Raw genomic sequence first — 13637 nt, 5'->3', positions numbered from 1 at the left:
GATGCCCGCGGCGCTTGTGGTCTGCGGTTTCTCCCAAAGCCCCGAACAAGGAATGTGCGGTGATTGACATCGCCAAGGCGTCCTCCCGGGGGGAGAAGGGTCGGGCGCGGCCCGGGTTGGTCGCCCGGACCAAAGTTGGTGGGTTCGAGGACGGGTGAGGGGTGGGGCGGGTTGCCGGCTTGGAGGACATCTGAGCGTTCCTGTCAGATGCCAAACCGAGCGCAGGCCGGAGGTTGATAAGCGCCCGGAAGCAGACTGCAGGCGCAAGAGTTTGAGCGACCGCGCGAGTATGGTATGAATTGAGGACACGGCGATCAGGTATTGCTTCACTGCACGGGCATCTTGGAAGCGGTATCGATCGCGCGACTGAATGCGACGAGCCGAAAGGGGGCGTCCATGCAATTTGTCAAGCTACTGTTGACCGCCATTCCTGCTCTACTTTGTGCGACTATCTCATACGCGGAGGGAAGCGGTGATCATAGCCATGACGAGCCAACGGCCACCCATACGCTGGACGTCATGCGTGAGATGCATGCGGGCCACGATCATGAACATGATTTCGAAGCGATGGACGATGTGTCGGAAGAAGACATGCGTCGGACGATGGACTTTCTGATGGACATCGGCCTCGTCGTGCCGACGATGGACAGTCATCGCGGTGCGGAGGCCTTCATGAAAAAGGGCTGCATTGTTTGCCACTCCGTGAATGGAGTGGGCGGCGCGGTTGGACCATCGTTTGACGCTGCAGACATGGCGCAACCTATGAACGCGTTTGAATTCGCAGCCCGCATGTGGCGCGGCGCACCGGCTATGGCCCAGATGCAGGAAGACCTGCTAGGCGAGATGATTGCGTTGAATGGCCAGGAATTGGCTGACATCGTCGCCTTCGTCCACGATGCGGATGTGCAGTCCGAGATCTCGAAAGACGATATCCCGGGGGAGCTCAGGGACCTGGTGCCCTAACTCCAAGGTCGCGCTACGGTAGGCTGACGGAAAATGGTTCCAGTCGCGGATGCAGGAATGCAAAGCGCGCCCTCTCCGCTTGTCGGTCCGGGCGACCAGCCCGGGGCACGCCCTTCGTCGGCGTATGCGGCTCCACTGCGGCCACGGTCCCTCCTCAGTCCCCCGGGAGGGCGTTTTGCGACCTTGCCAGAAGAATCGCCGTGGCAGTTGGTTGCACCATCAAGTGCCTCGTCCCGCAGGCGCGCGCGCCCTCCCGAGGCCAGGTGTGGCTGCGTCCGGTCGCCTATCCTCCCGTCATCGAGGATGCCGGGCAGATCTCGACCTCCCGGAATTTCAGATGCGCGTCGAGCGTGGCTATTCGCGCGCCGTCGGGTCCCATCCCTTTCGCCGTAGCAGGTTGTGCGCGCCGGTCGACGTCGTCCGTCCTCCCCAGAGGTCGGCCTGCGCGGCCAGTTCCTCGTAGAGAAAGGCCATCAGCGACCGCACGCGCGCGGTGTTCCGCAGCTCGGGATGGGTGATCACCCAAAGGTCCATGTCGATGCTTTCGATCGGATCCGAGACACGGACGAGGCGAGGATCGGGGTCGCCCACGTAGCAGGGCAGGCAGGTCAGTCCGAGACCTTCGGCGGCGGCGTTCTGAACGGCGCGCGAGGCCCGGCACTGGAAGACGGCGCGATCCTCTCCATCTTCGCGGGTCTTCCAGATCGTGGGGATCAGCCAGTTCACCGTCCCCTCGATCATGCAGAACGGGTGGTCGGCCAGTGGTTGCTCCGGCGCGTTCCCGATGTAGTCCGGGCTGGCATAGAGCGCGAAACGGAATGGACAGATCTTGCGGCCGAAGGCGGTGTCCGGCGGTTTCCGCGTCGCGCGGATGGCGATCTCCGCTTCGCGCCGGTTGAGATCGACGGCGCCATGGCCGGGGCTCACGTCGATCCTGATCTCGGGATGCCTGCGGATGAAGCCCGCCATCAGCCCGGGCGCGTGGTCCTCGGCAAATGCCTCGGGGCAGGTGACCCGGACCCGGCCGCCGAGTTTCTCGTCCAGCCCCAGAACCTCGATCCCCAGGGCGTGCACCTCGCCCTCGATACGCTCCGCACAGGCGATCGCGGAGCGCCCCGCATCGGTCGGAACGTAGCCGCTGTCGAAGGCATCGAAGAAGCGCACGCCGACCTTCTCCTCGATCGCCTTGATCCTTCGAAACACCGTGCTGTGGGTCTTGCCCAGGGAACGCGCGGCCCCCGACAGGCTGCCGGACCGGCCAATCGCCAGAATGACGGCAAGGTCGTTCCACTCGAGGACCCGGTGGGTGGTCTGCAACTCGGTCGTCCTGGGCATCCTGGCCCCCTGTCCGTTTTTGCAAGCTGACCTTACGAACTTGGCGGATTCCGGGGCAAAAGAAAACAGGGCATGCTGGTTTCACGGAGGCGATGCCAGCCGCGGCATCCCGGGAACAGGAGAAACACAATGTTCGTTCAATTCGTTCAGTTCGAAACGTCGCTTTCCGAGGATGAGGTGATGGCCGTCGCCGAAGCGCGCGCGCCGCAGTTCCGCGCAATCGATGGCCTGGTCCAGAAGTTCTACCTGAAGCTCAACAAGCCCAATCACTACGGCGGCTTCTATGTCTGGAAGTCACGCGAGGCGATGCTGGCCTTTCGGGAGACCGAACTGGCGAAGACGATCCCCGCCGCCTACAAGGTCGTCGCGGCGCCGGACATCGATATCCACGAGTTTCTCTTTGCCCTGCGGGAGGAAGGCGTTTTCGCCCCGGACGCCGAACCGGCTTGACCAGCGCGGGGCCGAAGTCGGAAAAGGGCCGCGCCTTCCGGTCTCGGGGTCATCCGAACGCACCAAGCCCCTTCATGGCATCCTGCCGCTCCGGCCGGCGATTGCCGGCTGGATGGTCATCCCGAAGCGAAGGAGCGGCGCCGGGTCGCGCCGCTCCTTCCTTTGACGATCAGGCGATCGGCATGACCTCATCCGGGCGGAACGCAGGTGGCGCCCCGCCGCGGATGGGCCGGCCTATTGCCGCGCCTTGTTGATGAACTCTTCGACAACGTTCGACATGTCGAAGGACGAGCCGCCCTGGACCGGCGGGTAGTCGGCGAGGGATTGCAGGTGCTCGCCCATCAGCACGCTCATGGGTTGGAACAGCCATGAGATCTTTTGGGTCAGGTGCCCGTAGCTGTCGATGCTGTCGTAGCTCTCGTACGGGTCCGAGCGAATGTTGAAGATGAGTGGCATCGTGCGGGCAACCACGTTGGCGTAGTAATCCTCCTTGGTGGAGAAGTGGAACTTCCACGGACCCATCCGCACGGCGGTGAGCTGGCTTTCATAGTAGTGGAAGATGTGGTTGCGCGCCGATTGCTCTGCCTCGCCCAGCCAGTAGGGCAGGTTGTTCACGCCGTCGATATACTGGTCCATCTCTTCCCGCACGCGTGCCACCGGATCTTCGATCCCGGCTGCCACGGCAAGCGTCGTGAACATGTCCTGATGCGCCTGAATGCCGTTTTTCGTCACGCCCTCGGGCAAGACGCCAGGCCAGCGGATCACGGAAGGCACGCGGATGCCGCCTTCATAGGTCGTCATCTTCTCGCCGCGGAACGGTGTCGTGCCGCCATGCGGCCAGGATGCATGTTCGGGGCCGTTGTCGGTGGAGTACCAGACAATGGTGTTGTCGCTCAGCCCGCGCTCTTCCAGCCAGTCCAAGACATGACCGATATCCATGTCATGCTCGATCATGCCTGAACCGTAGTAGTCCTCCTCGTGGGTGAACTCCTCCGCGAGATAGCGGCTTTCGTCGCGCAGCCGCGTGTAGAGGTGCATCCGACTGGTGTTCAGCCAGACGAAAAAGGGATCCCCGGCGTCCTGCGAGGCGGCCATGAAATCGAGTGCGCGCGGGATCATCTCCTCGGTGTCGAAGGTCTTCATCCGCTCCTGCGTCAGCGGGCCGGTGTCCTCAATCGTCTGGTAGCCGACGACGCCGAAGCGTTCGCTTTCGGTCTCGTCGAACTCTTCCGTGGCAAAGCTGTGCAGCACGCCGCGCGTGCCGAAGCGCTCTTCATAGGCTTCGAGAGACCCGGAGAAGGCTTCGCCAAAGCGCTGGTAGTCGCGCTGCTCGGCTTCTTCCTGCGTGTTGAGGTGATAGAGGTTGCCGAAGAACTCGTCGAAGCCGTGATTGGTCGGAAGATGTTCGTTCCGGTCGCCGAGGTGGTTCTTGCCGAACTGTCCGGTGCGATAGCCCTCTGCCTTCAGAAGCTCGGCCAGCGTGGGCGAATCCGGCTGAAGTCCGAGCGGCGAGCCAGGCTGGCCAACCGTCGTCATGCCAGAGCGGATCGGATACTGCCCGGTGATGAAGGCAGCGCGACCGGCGGTGCAACTCGGTTGGGCATAGTGATCGGTGAAGAGGATGCCCTCCTGGGCGATCCGATCGATATTGGGTGTCGAGTAGCCCATCACCGCATGATTGTAGGCGGACAGGTTGGACCACCCGATATCGTCGCCCCAGATGACTAGGATGTTCGGACGCTCGTTTTCCTGCGCCGAAGCAAAACCTACCAACGCGCACACAGCGACTGCGGTGACAGTCGTTAATCTTAACATTGTAGCCTCCCTGCTAAACAGATGCCAAAGTCTAGTTTGGATGCGTCACATGTCGAGTCTTGGGGCGGCAGAAGGGAGATGCGTCCCGGATCGATCTTGCGGACGAACGAAGTGCCGGTCCGCCCGCCCCACGCCGGACGTCGCGGATGTTGGGCAGATCGCGACGGATCTGGTAGCATTGCCCGGTCAGTCCGGCGAAAAGGGGGCGCGCGATGCTTTGGGACGACCACACGCGGCAGAAGCCGACTGTCCTCGTCACGATCGTGGGCTGTGTCGGGCTCCTGTTCTTTCTCATCTATGCGCTGTCTTCCGAAGCGGGCCGGGCCCGGATCGATCGTTTCCTGGAGGAGACCATGGCGGCGAATATCGAGGTCGTCCAACACAAGCAGAGCGGCGAATACTTTGCCAAGCTGTCCGGCGGGCGGCTCGTCAAGCTATCGGGTCGGGAAGAGGCCGACGCCATTGCCGAGCATGGCTATTCGGCCTGTGAAAGCTGCCGCTGAGGAGTAACGTGGCGGCCCCAATTGCGGGGGCGGTGGTCGCGGGCGAAGGATAATCGGGCGCACCTTCACCACCTGCCGGCCAGGGCGATCAGCCCGGGCCACGCCCGACCTCCCCCCAGGGAGGGCGTTTTGCGACCTTGCCGGAAGAACCAGCGTTGCAGCGGGTTGCACCATAAAGTGCATCGCTGCGTCGTTTCGGACGCCCTCCCGAGGTCGAACGTGACCCGGTCTGATCGCCCTCTCGGTGTGCATGGCGCAGCCAGCGCGCTTCCACGGGCCTTTTTTCCTTGCCCTCCCCGAGACTCACCCTTATAGAGCGGCATCTCACGGGTTCCCGGCGACGGGATTCGTGCGTTTTGACGTCTAATCATCCGCCAGGTCCCGAGTGACCCTGACCATCAGGGGCTCACTGGCGTTTTGAGAAAGGAAATGGCGATGAACGCCAGCGAACTTCGCGATCAGACTCCGGACCAGCTCCGCGAGAAACTGACCGACCTGAAGAAGGAAGCCTTCAACCTGCGATTCCAGCAGGCCACGGGCGCCATGGAAAACACCGCGCGCGTGCGCCAGATCCGCCGTGATGTGGCCCGCGTGAAGACCGTTCTGAACGAAAAGGCGGCCTCTGCCGCGTCGGAGGCTTAACCAATGCCCAAGCGTATCCTCAGAGGCACCGTCACCTCGGACAAGAACGAGCAGACCGTCACCGTGCTGGTGGAGCGGCGCTACAAGCACCCGCTTCTGGCCAAGACCGTCCGGTCCTCGAAGAAATACCGGGCGCATGACCCGAAGAACGAATTCAAGGCCGGCGACAGCGTCCGCATCCAGGAATGTGCGCCGATCTCGAAAACCAAGCGCTGGGAGGTGATTTCGGCCTCCTGAGGCCGCCGTCACAATCCGGTTTGATCGAAACCCTGGGGGGAACAACCAGAACATCCCCCAAAGGTCGGGAGAAACCTCATGATCCAGATGCAGACCAATCTGGATGTCGCTGACAATTCCGGCGCACGCCGGGTGCAGTGCATCAAGGTCCTCGGCGGCTCGAAGCGGAAATACGCATCCGTGGGCGACATCATCGTGGTGTCGGTCAAGGAAGCAATCCCGCGCGGCCGTGTGAAGAAGGGTGACGTGCGCAAGGCCGTCGTCGTCCGGACCGCCAAGGAAGTCCGTCGCGAAGACGGCACCGCCATCCGCTTCGACCGCAACGCGGCCGTGATCCTGGGAAACAACGGCGAGCCGATCGGCACCCGTATCTTCGGCCCGGTGGTTCGCGAGCTGCGCGCCAAGAACTTCATGAAGATCATCTCGCTCGCCCCGGAGGTGCTGTGATGGCTGCCAAACTCCGCAAAGGTGACAAGGTCGTCGTCCTTGCCGGCAAGGACAAGGGCAAGACCGGCGAGATCGAGCGCGTCGACCCGAAGGCCGGCAAGGCCGTCGTCGGCGGCATCAACATCGCCATCCGCCACACCAAGCAGACGCAGAATTCGCAAGGTGGCCGCATCGCCCGGGCGATGCCGGTTGACCTGTCGAACCTCGCCATCGTCGACGCCAACGGCAAGGCGACCCGTGTCGGCTTCCGCGAGGAAGACGGCAAGAAGGTCCGCTTCGCGAAGACCACGGGGGACGTGATCTGATGCTCGATACCGCCACTTACACCCCGCGCCTCAAGGCCGAGTACAAGAACAAGATCCGCGCCGCTCTGAAGGAGGAATTCTCCTACAAGAACGAGATGCAGATCCCGAAGCTCGAGAAGATCGTGCTCAATATCGGTGCGGGCACCGAGGCCGTGAAGGACTCCAAGAAGGCCAAGACGGCCGCCGACGACCTCACCGCCATCGCCGGCCAGCAGGCCGTGGTGACCAAGGCCAAGAAGTCGATCGCGACCTTCCGCGTCCGTGAAGGCATGCCGCTCGGCGCCAAGGTGACGCTCCGCGGTGACCGGATGTACGAGTTCCTCGACCGGCTGATCACCATCGCCCTGCCGCGCGTCCGCGACTTCCGCGGCGTTTCCGGCAAGAGCTTCGACGGCCGCGGCAACTATGCTCTCGGCCTCAAGGAGCACATCGTCTTCCCCGAGATCGACTTCGACAAGGTCGACGAGACCTGGGGCATGGACATCGTTATCTGCACCTCCGCTCCCACGGATGCGGAAGCCAAGGCGCTGTTGAAGCATTTCAACATGCCGTTCAACAGCTGAGGGGACCCGAAAACCTATGGCTAAGAAAAGCATGATCGAGCGCGAGAAGAAGCGCGAGGCGCTGGTGAAGCAATATGCTGCCAAGCGTGCCGCGCTGAAAGAAATCGCGAATAACGAGGATCTTCCGATGGAAGAGCGCTTCAAGGCTCGCCTGAAGCTGGCCAAGCTGCCGCGCAATTCCTCGGCCACCCGCCTGCACAACCGTTGCCAGGTCTCGGGCCGTCCGAAGGCTTACTATCGTAAGCTGAAGATGAGCCGGATCGCGCTCCGGGACCTTGCCTCCGAAGGCAAGATCCCCGGCATGGTCAAGTCGAGCTGGTAAGGAGGAGATGACATGAACGATCCTCTTGGTGATATGCTGACCCGCATCCGCAACGCCCAGTTGCGCGGCAAGTCCACCGTCCGCACGCCGGCCTCCAAGCTTCGCGCCTGGGTGCTCGACGTTCTGGCCGACGAGGGCTACATCCGCGGCTACGAAAGCGTGGCCGATGCCGAGCACCCCGAAATCGAGATCAGCCTCAAGTATTTCGACGGCACCCCGGTCATTCGCGAACTCAAGCGCGTTTCCAAGCCCGGCCGCCGCGTCTACATGAGCGTCAACGACATCCCCTCGGTCCGCCAGGGCCTGGGTGTCTCCATCGTCTCCACGTCCAAGGGCGTGATGTCGGATGCAGCGGCTCGCTCCAACAATGTTGGTGGCGAAGTTCTCTGCACCGTATTCTAGGGAGGTCTGACTATGTCTCGTATTGGTAAGCAACCGGTCGAGCTGCCGTCGGGCGTCTCCGCGTCCCTCTCCGGCCAGACCATCGAGGTGAAGGGGCCGAAAGGCACCCTGAGCTTCACCGCCACCGACGATGTGACCATCACCATCGACGGCAATACCATTGCGGTCGAGCCGCGCGGCAAGTCCAAGCGTGCGCGCCAGCAGTGGGGCATGTCCCGCACGATGGTCGCGAACCTCGTGACCGGCGTGACCACGGGCTTCAAGAAGGAGCTGGAGATCCAGGGCGTCGGCTACCGCGCCCAGATGGCCGGCAACGCTCTGAAGCTGAACCTCGGCCTCTCCCATGACGTCGAGTTCCCGATCCCGGACGGCATCACGGTGACCTGCCCCAAGCAGACCGAGATCGTCGTCGAGGGCATCGACCCGCAGCAGGTCGGCCAGGTGGCCTCCAACATCCGCGAATGGCGCGCGCCGGAGCCCTACAAGGGCAAGGGCATCCGTTACAAGGGTGAGTTCATCTTCCGCAAGGAAGGCAAGAAGAAGTAAGGACGAGAGAGATGGCAAACAGCAAACGGACCCTGTTCCTGAAGCGCCGCCTGCGCGTCCGGAACAAACTTCGCAGATCGAACCCGGGCAAGCTGCGCCTCAGCGTGCACCGCTCGGGCAAGAACATCAGCGCCCAGGTGATCGACGACGTGAAGGGCGCGACGCTCGCCGCGGCCTCCAGCCTCGAGAAGGATCTGGGCGTGGTCGGCAAGAACAACGTGGAAGCCGCCGCCAAGGTGGGCACCGCGCTGGCCGAGCGCGCCAAGAAGGCCGGCATCGAGGAATGCTACTTCGACCGTGGCGGCTTCCTGTTCCACGGCAAGGTGAAGGCGCTCGCCGACGCCGCCCGTGAAGGCGGCCTGAAGTTCTGAGAGTGTGGGCGGCCTCCGGGCCGCCCCGATGATCCGGGAACCCGCCGGGCTCACCGGGATCGAGTATGGCACGGGCGCCGCACGCCCATGAAAGAGGAATTGCCGCATGGCAGAACGTGACAACCGCCGGGGCAACCGCCGCGACCGCGACGAAACCCCGGAATTCGCCGATCGCCTCGTCGCGATCAACCGCGTCAGCAAGACCGTCAAGGGCGGCAAGCGCTTCGGCTTCGCCGCGCTCGTGGTCGTTGGCGACCAGAAGGGCCGTGTCGGCTTCGGCAAGGGCAAGGCCAAGGAGGTCCCCGAGGCGATCCGCAAGGCCACCGAGCAGGCCAAGCGCCAGATCGTCCGCGTGCCGCTGCGCGAGGGCCGGACGCTGCACCACGACGTCGAGGGCCGCCACGGCGCGGGCCGCGTCGTCATGCGCACTGCCCCGCAGGGCACCGGGATCATCGCCGGCGGCCCGATGCGCGCCGTGTTCGAGATGCTGGGCGTTCATGACGTCGTTGCCAAGTCGGTCGGCTCGCAGAACCCCTACAACATGATCCGCGCCACGCTCGACGGGCTTCAGAAGGAATCCTCCCCCCGGATGGTCGCGCAGCGCCGCGGCAAGAAGGTTGCGGACATCCTGCCGAAGCGGGACGAGAGCCCCGCCGAGAGCGTGCAGACGGTCGAAGAGGCCGCCCCGGCCGCAGCTGACGCGTAAGGAGACGGAAACATGGCCAAGACCATCGTCGTCAAGCAGATCGGCTCGCCGATCCGTCGCCCCGAGATCCAGCGCAAGACGCTGATCGGCCTCGGGCTCAACAAGATGCACAAGACCCGCGAGCTTGAGGACACGCCCTCGGTCCGCGGCATGATCAACAAGATCCCGCATCTGGTGGAGATCGTCGAAGAGCGCGGCTGAGCGCAGCGACCTCTTCGTGGAAATCAGAACGCCCCGGACCGATGGTCCGGGGCGTTTCTTTTGGGCGACGCAATTCGTGTGGGTCGAGCCTGCCTAAGAAACCGCCATTCGCTCTGGCGCTGCCCTTTCTTGATTTCAAAGGGCTGTGCGGGAAGAGTGTTCGCACGCCAACGAGAGAGGGGCCACTCCATGCGTGAATTCTGTATTGGTCTATGGTTGCTTGTGGCAACCAGTGTACCTGCGGCGGCGCAGGACGCGGTGTATCTGATCCGGCATTGCGAGAAAGAATTGTCGGAGGACGATCCTGCGTTGACACCGGAGGGGCGGCAACGCGCAGCGAATTGGGCCGAGATGCTCCAGCATGTTGGCCTCGATGCCGTCATCACGTCGAATGCCCTTCGGACCCGGGAAACGGGAGGAATAATCGCGGACGCTCTCGGTCTTGACGTCACCGCATTGCCCGGAGGTGACACTGCCGGTTTGCTGGACGTTCTCGAATTCGATCACGAAGAAGACAGTGTGCTGATCGTCGCGCATGCCGAGACCATCCCGGGAATTCTGGAGAGCCTTGGGGTGATGGAAGACGTCACCATCGATCAGAGCGAATTCGACAACCTGTTTGCCGTTCTGGGACCCTCGTCGGATGCCCCTGCCTACGTCCGTTTGCTGATGCCATAGCGTCATGGCCGATGCCTGCAATCGGCTCGGAGCGATCGCTCGACGCAGAATTCACCGGCGGCACATCCGGGCAGTTCAGTGTCGACCGATTTCGTGCTCCTCTAGCGAGGCGCGGCATCTGCCTGAACGTCCGGTGCGCGCAGGTTCCGAACGAGACGCTACAAGAGAGCGTGATCAGTCGCGTTGGTTTGTGCACTCGAAGCCGGGCGTGACGCTGACGTAGCTGACATCGAGCAATGCCAGAGAACCAGCCTGGATCAGAGTTCCGTCAGGCAGCATCGTGAAGGTCATCAGACTCAAGCCGTTCTCGCCGTATTGCTCCCGCCTGTGACACGCAGTTGAGCCGCCTTGCTGCCCGTTGCATGTCAGCGACCATGACCGCTCTATCCCGTGGTCATTCCAGGTGTAGTCACCGTGGTCACCGGCAACAGTGTAACTGTGGTTTGGGTCATCGGGACGTTCGCAGCGCATCACCGAAGCCGGTGCGTTGGTGCCGACCTGCGTCAGCAACACGGCCGCGATGATCCTTGGCGTCAGTCCCAGCATTCTGACAGTGTGCCCTGATGCCATAGCGCCTCGCAACCTGCACGAGGGAGGCCCACTCTTCGGCGCACGCCCAGCCGAGACTTCCTTTGTGCATCGACCTCTGCGCGATCCGCGGCTAGCGTGACCTTTGCAGGACAGAGGGGAGCCAGATGATCAACATGCCGATGCGCGCGGTCGCGGATGCCTTTCACGAGGCCTGGCGCCTGCGCTGGCCGTTCCTGGTCTCGCGGCTGGTGGTCGGGCTCGTGGTACTGGCGCTGCTGGCGCCGGTCATCTCGCTCGCGCTGCGCGCGGCGCTCGCGCTGTCCGGCAAGCCGGCCCTGTCGGATCTCGATATCGCGCTCTTCCTGCTGTCTCCTGTGGGGTTCGTCGCGGCGCTCCTCGTGGCGAGCCTCGTGCTGGTCGCGCAGGTGCTCAACATTGCCTTCATGATGGCGATCGCGCTGCATGCGCGGCGCAGCGGCGAACGGCGGTTCGAGGAGGGCGCGGCGCAAGTGCTGCCGCGGTTCGGGCGGCTTCTCGGCTTCGCCTGGCGGCTGCTGCTGCGCGTGTTCGGCATCGTCCTGCCCTTCCTGATCTTCGGGCTGCTGGTGGCGGCGCATTGGCTCGGGGATTACGACATCAACTACTACCTGTCCCAGCACCCGCCGGAGTTCCTGCGCACGGTGGCGATCGTCGGCATCGCCCTTGCCGTCATGGCCGTGGTGCTGATCCGGGCGCTGCTCGGCTGGGCGGTCGCGCTGCCGATGGTGCTTTTTGCCGGGGTGCACCCGTCCGAGAGTTTCGCTGCCAGCGCCCGGGCGATGCAGGGGCGCCGGCTCGACCTGTTGCTGGCGTTGCTTGGCTGGGCGGCGGTCTCGGTGCTTGCCATGTCCGTGGTTCTCGGCGTGGCCAGCGTCGCGGCGACCCTGATGGCGGAGAGCCTCTGGGCGGATCTCAGCAGGCTCGCCGCGGGCCTGGCGATCCTGCTCGGGCTCTGGTGGCTGGCGAACATGCTGGTCACCGCGACGACCAGCGGCGCGCTGGCCAATCTCCTGATGGAGCGCGCGGACTGGCCGGGCGTCGGCGGCGTCATGGACGTGACCCCGCGGAGCCGTCACCTCCTGAGGAACGGCCTGATCCTGTCGATCGCGGGGGCGGCGGTGCTGGCCCTGCTCGGCGGCGCGGATCTCCTGTCCCGCAGGATGCCGGACAAGGTGGAGGTGATCGCGCATCGCGGCGCGGCGGGGATCCGGCCGGAAAACACCATGGCGGCCTTCGCGCAGGCGATCGAAGACAAGGCGGACTGGGTCGAGCTCGATGTGCAGGAGAGCGCCGAGGGCGAGATCATCGTCGTGCATGACAGCGACTTCATGAAGCTCGCGGGCGTCGACCTGAAGGCCTGGGACGCGACGGCCGACAGGCTGGCCGAGATCGATATCGGCAGCTGGTTCGGGCCCGACTATGCCGGCGAGCGCACGCCGCTCCTGCGCGACGTGCTCGAGATGGCGAAGGGCACCGGCTCGGGCGTATTGATCGAGCTGAAATATTACGGCCATGACGAGGCGCTCGAGGAACGCGTCGCCGCGCTGGTCGAGGAAACCGGGATGGTCGACCAGGTCTCGTTGATGAGCCTGAAATACGAGGGGGTGCAGAAGATGAAGGCGCTGCGCCCGGACTGGACCGTGGGGCTGTTGGCGGCGACCTCGGTCGGGCGGCTCTGGGAACTGGAGGCAGATTTCCTCGCGGTGAATGCCGGCATGGCGAGCGCCACGCTGGTGCGCCGCAGCCGGGACGCGGGCAAGCCGCTCTATGTCTGGACGGTGGACGACCCGCTGGCGATGTCGCGCATGCTGAGCCTCGGCGTCGACGGGCTGATCACCGACGAGCCTGCGCTGGCGCGGGAGGTGATCGCGGAACGTGCGGAGCTGAGCATGCCCGAGCGGCTGATCCTCGCCCTCGGGAGCACCTTCGGGCTCGCGACGAGCGACAAGGTCTATCGCGATGACTCGCCCTGACCTGTGCCTTCCGGTTCTGCTGCTGCTGGCGGCTGCGCCGGCCACGGCGGAGGGCTGGGCCGACCAGCTTTCGCGCAGGGTGGAGCTGCCGGCGCACGGGCGGCTGGCCGAGATCCGGGCCGCACCGGGCACGGCGCTGGCGCCCTTCACGACCGATGGATGCAGCGGCGGCATGTCGAGCCTCTGGAGCTTCACCGCCGAGCGCTACCCGGGATTTGCCGAGGCGCATGGCGGCGTTCCGCCCTGGGAGGACTGCTGTGTCACCCATGACCGCGCCTATCACGCGGCCGGCCCGGACCCCGCCCCCGAGGCCAGCTACGACGCCCGCCTCGACGCGGACCGGGCGCTGCGCGCCTGCGTGCGCGCCACGACGGATGCGCGGGATGCGATCCTGGCGGCGGAGTATGGCCTGAGCCAGGAACAGATCCGCGGGATCTACTCCGCGATCGCGGAGGCGATGTTCCAGGCCGTCCGGCTCGGCGGCGGCCCCTGCACCGGCCTGCCCTGGCGGTGGGGATACGGCTTCCCGCAATGCTGGGAGCTGGTCGGCGACTAGGCCCGAGGGGGGCGCGGCCTCGGTTTCCGGTGGTAATCCTGTCGATGCTTTC

The 13637-nt window shown here is 64.4% G+C and carries 20 protein-coding genes; 17 read left to right on the top strand and 3 right to left on the bottom strand.

Features of this window, described 5'->3' with window-relative positions; translation table 11 throughout:
• Positions 1–396 precede the first annotated feature (396 nt).
• Positions 397–963, top strand: a complete 567-nt coding sequence (locus EU800_RS11755) for a cytochrome c (RefSeq protein WP_129632314.1) — start codon at positions 397–399, stop codon at positions 961–963.
• Positions 964–1317: 354 nt separating this feature from the next.
• Here the strand turns inward: EU800_RS11755 and EU800_RS11750 are convergent, their stop codons facing one another.
• Complete coding sequence (locus EU800_RS11750; RefSeq protein WP_129632311.1) at positions 1318–2298, bottom strand: LysR family transcriptional regulator; 981 nt, start codon at positions 2296–2298, stop codon at positions 1318–1320.
• Between the two features lie 129 nt (positions 2299–2427).
• Here EU800_RS11750 and EU800_RS11745 point away from each other — a divergent pair, with 129 nt between their 5' ends.
• Positions 2428–2748, top strand: a complete 321-nt coding sequence (locus EU800_RS11745) for a hypothetical protein (protein ID WP_129632308.1) — start codon at positions 2428–2430, stop codon at positions 2746–2748.
• 234 nt (positions 2749–2982) lie between these two features.
• Here EU800_RS11745 and EU800_RS11740 read toward each other — a convergent pair whose 3' ends face one another.
• Entirely contained in the window at positions 2983–4563 is a 1581-nt protein-coding gene (locus EU800_RS11740; protein WP_129632305.1) for an arylsulfatase, read from the bottom strand.
• A gap of 212 nt (positions 4564–4775) precedes the next feature.
• Here EU800_RS11740 and EU800_RS11735 point away from each other — a divergent pair, with 212 nt between their 5' ends.
• The 13 genes from EU800_RS11735 (at position 4776) to EU800_RS11675 (ending at position 10486) form a co-directional block, all read left to right on the top strand.
• Entirely contained in the window at positions 4776–5066 is a 291-nt protein-coding gene (locus tag EU800_RS11735) for a hypothetical protein (protein ID WP_129632302.1), read from the top strand.
• Positions 5067–5501: 435 nt separating this feature from the next.
• On the top strand, positions 5502–5708 hold the full coding sequence (rpmC, locus tag EU800_RS11730) for a 50S ribosomal protein L29 (protein WP_129632478.1): 207 nt from the start codon (positions 5502–5504) through the stop codon (positions 5706–5708).
• Between the two features lie 3 nt (positions 5709–5711).
• Positions 5712–5945 carry a 30S ribosomal protein S17 gene (gene rpsQ / locus EU800_RS11725; protein ID WP_129632299.1) on the top strand — a complete coding sequence of 78 codons (234 nt, stop codon included), beginning with the start codon at positions 5712–5714 and terminating at the stop codon, positions 5943–5945.
• Positions 5946–6023: 78 nt separating this feature from the next.
• Positions 6024–6392: a 50S ribosomal protein L14 gene (rplN, locus tag EU800_RS11720; protein WP_068315491.1), complete on the top strand. Its 369-nt coding sequence runs from the start codon at positions 6024–6026 to the stop codon at positions 6390–6392.
• Positions 6392–6697 (top strand): 50S ribosomal protein L24, encoded by a 306-nt coding sequence (rplX, locus tag EU800_RS11715; protein ID WP_129632296.1) that lies wholly within the window; start codon positions 6392–6394, stop codon positions 6695–6697. Before rplN ends, rplX begins: the two co-directional genes overlap by 1 nt.
• Positions 6697–7260 carry a 50S ribosomal protein L5 gene (gene rplE, locus EU800_RS11710; protein WP_129632293.1) on the top strand — a complete coding sequence of 188 codons (564 nt, stop codon included), beginning with the start codon at positions 6697–6699 and terminating at the stop codon, positions 7258–7260. Before rplX ends, rplE begins: the two co-directional genes overlap by 1 nt.
• A 16-nt stretch (positions 7261–7276) precedes the next feature.
• The gene (gene rpsN / locus EU800_RS11705; RefSeq protein WP_129632290.1) at positions 7277–7582 is read left to right on the top strand and encodes a 30S ribosomal protein S14; all 306 of its coding nucleotides are present in this window, start codon (positions 7277–7279) and stop codon (positions 7580–7582) included.
• A gap of 12 nt (positions 7583–7594) precedes the next feature.
• Complete coding sequence (gene rpsH, locus EU800_RS11700; protein ID WP_129632287.1) at positions 7595–7984, top strand: 30S ribosomal protein S8; 390 nt, start codon at positions 7595–7597, stop codon at positions 7982–7984.
• A gap of 12 nt (positions 7985–7996) precedes the next feature.
• Positions 7997–8530: a 50S ribosomal protein L6 gene (gene rplF / locus EU800_RS11695; protein ID WP_129632284.1), complete on the top strand. Its 534-nt coding sequence runs from the start codon at positions 7997–7999 to the stop codon at positions 8528–8530.
• An 11-nt stretch (positions 8531–8541) separates the two neighbouring features.
• The gene (rplR, locus tag EU800_RS11690; protein ID WP_129632280.1) at positions 8542–8901 is read left to right on the top strand and encodes a 50S ribosomal protein L18; all 360 of its coding nucleotides are present in this window, start codon (positions 8542–8544) and stop codon (positions 8899–8901) included.
• Positions 8902–9007: 106 nt separating this feature from the next.
• Positions 9008–9607 (top strand): 30S ribosomal protein S5, encoded by a 600-nt coding sequence (rpsE, locus tag EU800_RS11685; RefSeq protein WP_129632277.1) that lies wholly within the window; start codon positions 9008–9010, stop codon positions 9605–9607.
• 12 nt (positions 9608–9619) lie between these two features.
• Entirely contained in the window at positions 9620–9808 is a 189-nt protein-coding gene (gene rpmD, locus EU800_RS11680; protein WP_025311786.1) for a 50S ribosomal protein L30, read from the top strand.
• A 189-nt stretch (positions 9809–9997) separates the two neighbouring features.
• Entirely contained in the window at positions 9998–10486 is a 489-nt protein-coding gene (locus EU800_RS11675; RefSeq protein WP_129632274.1) for a histidine phosphatase family protein, read from the top strand.
• 174 nt (positions 10487–10660) lie between these two features.
• Here EU800_RS11675 and EU800_RS11670 read toward each other — a convergent pair whose 3' ends face one another.
• Positions 10661–11032 carry a hypothetical protein gene (locus EU800_RS11670; protein ID WP_129632271.1) on the bottom strand — a complete coding sequence of 124 codons (372 nt, stop codon included), beginning with the start codon at positions 11030–11032 and terminating at the stop codon, positions 10661–10663.
• A gap of 149 nt (positions 11033–11181) precedes the next feature.
• Between EU800_RS11670 and EU800_RS11665 the strand changes: the two genes are divergently transcribed.
• Together EU800_RS11665 and EU800_RS11660 are read left to right on the top strand one after the other, a co-directional pair.
• Positions 11182–13029 carry a glycerophosphodiester phosphodiesterase family protein gene (locus EU800_RS11665; RefSeq protein WP_242500526.1) on the top strand — a complete coding sequence of 616 codons (1848 nt, stop codon included), beginning with the start codon at positions 11182–11184 and terminating at the stop codon, positions 13027–13029.
• Positions 13016–13585 (top strand): hypothetical protein, encoded by a 570-nt coding sequence (locus tag EU800_RS11660; protein WP_129632268.1) that lies wholly within the window; start codon positions 13016–13018, stop codon positions 13583–13585. The genes EU800_RS11665 and EU800_RS11660 overlap by 14 nt, the downstream gene beginning before the upstream one ends.
• The last annotated feature ends 52 nt before the right edge of the window (positions 13586–13637 follow it).

The organism is Tropicimonas sp. IMCC6043, from assembly GCF_004146235.1.
In the GTDB taxonomy this organism is placed as follows: domain Bacteria; phylum Pseudomonadota; class Alphaproteobacteria; order Rhodobacterales; family Rhodobacteraceae; genus Tropicimonas.
This window is presented reverse-complemented; position numbering and strand designations above follow the sequence as displayed.

Coding starts and splice junctions, on each gene's coding strand:
- rpsN (WP_129632290.1), top strand. CDS start 7,277: ATGGCTAAGAAAAGCATGATCGAGCGCGAGAAGAAGCGCGAGGCGCTG.
- EU800_RS11750 (WP_129632311.1), bottom strand. CDS start 2,298: ATGCCCAGGACGACCGAGTTGCAGACCACCCACCGGGTCCTCGAGTGG.
- rpmC (WP_129632478.1), top strand. CDS start 5,502: ATGAACGCCAGCGAACTTCGCGATCAGACTCCGGACCAGCTCCGCGAG.
- EU800_RS11675 (WP_129632274.1), top strand. CDS start 9,998: ATGCGTGAATTCTGTATTGGTCTATGGTTGCTTGTGGCAACCAGTGTA.
- rplN (WP_068315491.1), top strand. CDS start 6,024: ATGATCCAGATGCAGACCAATCTGGATGTCGCTGACAATTCCGGCGCA.
- rpsE (WP_129632277.1), top strand. CDS start 9,008: ATGGCAGAACGTGACAACCGCCGGGGCAACCGCCGCGACCGCGACGAA.
- rpsH (WP_129632287.1), top strand. CDS start 7,595: ATGAACGATCCTCTTGGTGATATGCTGACCCGCATCCGCAACGCCCAG.
- rplE (WP_129632293.1), top strand. CDS start 6,697: ATGCTCGATACCGCCACTTACACCCCGCGCCTCAAGGCCGAGTACAAG.
- rpsQ (WP_129632299.1), top strand. CDS start 5,712: ATGCCCAAGCGTATCCTCAGAGGCACCGTCACCTCGGACAAGAACGAG.
- rplX (WP_129632296.1), top strand. CDS start 6,392: ATGGCTGCCAAACTCCGCAAAGGTGACAAGGTCGTCGTCCTTGCCGGC.
- EU800_RS11740 (WP_129632305.1), bottom strand. CDS start 4,563: ATGTTAAGATTAACGACTGTCACCGCAGTCGCTGTGTGCGCGTTGGTA.
- EU800_RS11735 (WP_129632302.1), top strand. CDS start 4,776: ATGCTTTGGGACGACCACACGCGGCAGAAGCCGACTGTCCTCGTCACG.
- EU800_RS11665 (WP_242500526.1), top strand. CDS start 11,182: ATGATCAACATGCCGATGCGCGCGGTCGCGGATGCCTTTCACGAGGCC.
- EU800_RS11660 (WP_129632268.1), top strand. CDS start 13,016: ATGACTCGCCCTGACCTGTGCCTTCCGGTTCTGCTGCTGCTGGCGGCT.
- EU800_RS11745 (WP_129632308.1), top strand. CDS start 2,428: ATGTTCGTTCAATTCGTTCAGTTCGAAACGTCGCTTTCCGAGGATGAG.
- rplF (WP_129632284.1), top strand. CDS start 7,997: ATGTCTCGTATTGGTAAGCAACCGGTCGAGCTGCCGTCGGGCGTCTCC.
- EU800_RS11755 (WP_129632314.1), top strand. CDS start 397: ATGCAATTTGTCAAGCTACTGTTGACCGCCATTCCTGCTCTACTTTGT.
- rplR (WP_129632280.1), top strand. CDS start 8,542: ATGGCAAACAGCAAACGGACCCTGTTCCTGAAGCGCCGCCTGCGCGTC.
- rpmD (WP_025311786.1), top strand. CDS start 9,620: ATGGCCAAGACCATCGTCGTCAAGCAGATCGGCTCGCCGATCCGTCGC.
- EU800_RS11670 (WP_129632271.1), bottom strand. CDS start 11,032: ATGCTGGGACTGACGCCAAGGATCATCGCGGCCGTGTTGCTGACGCAG.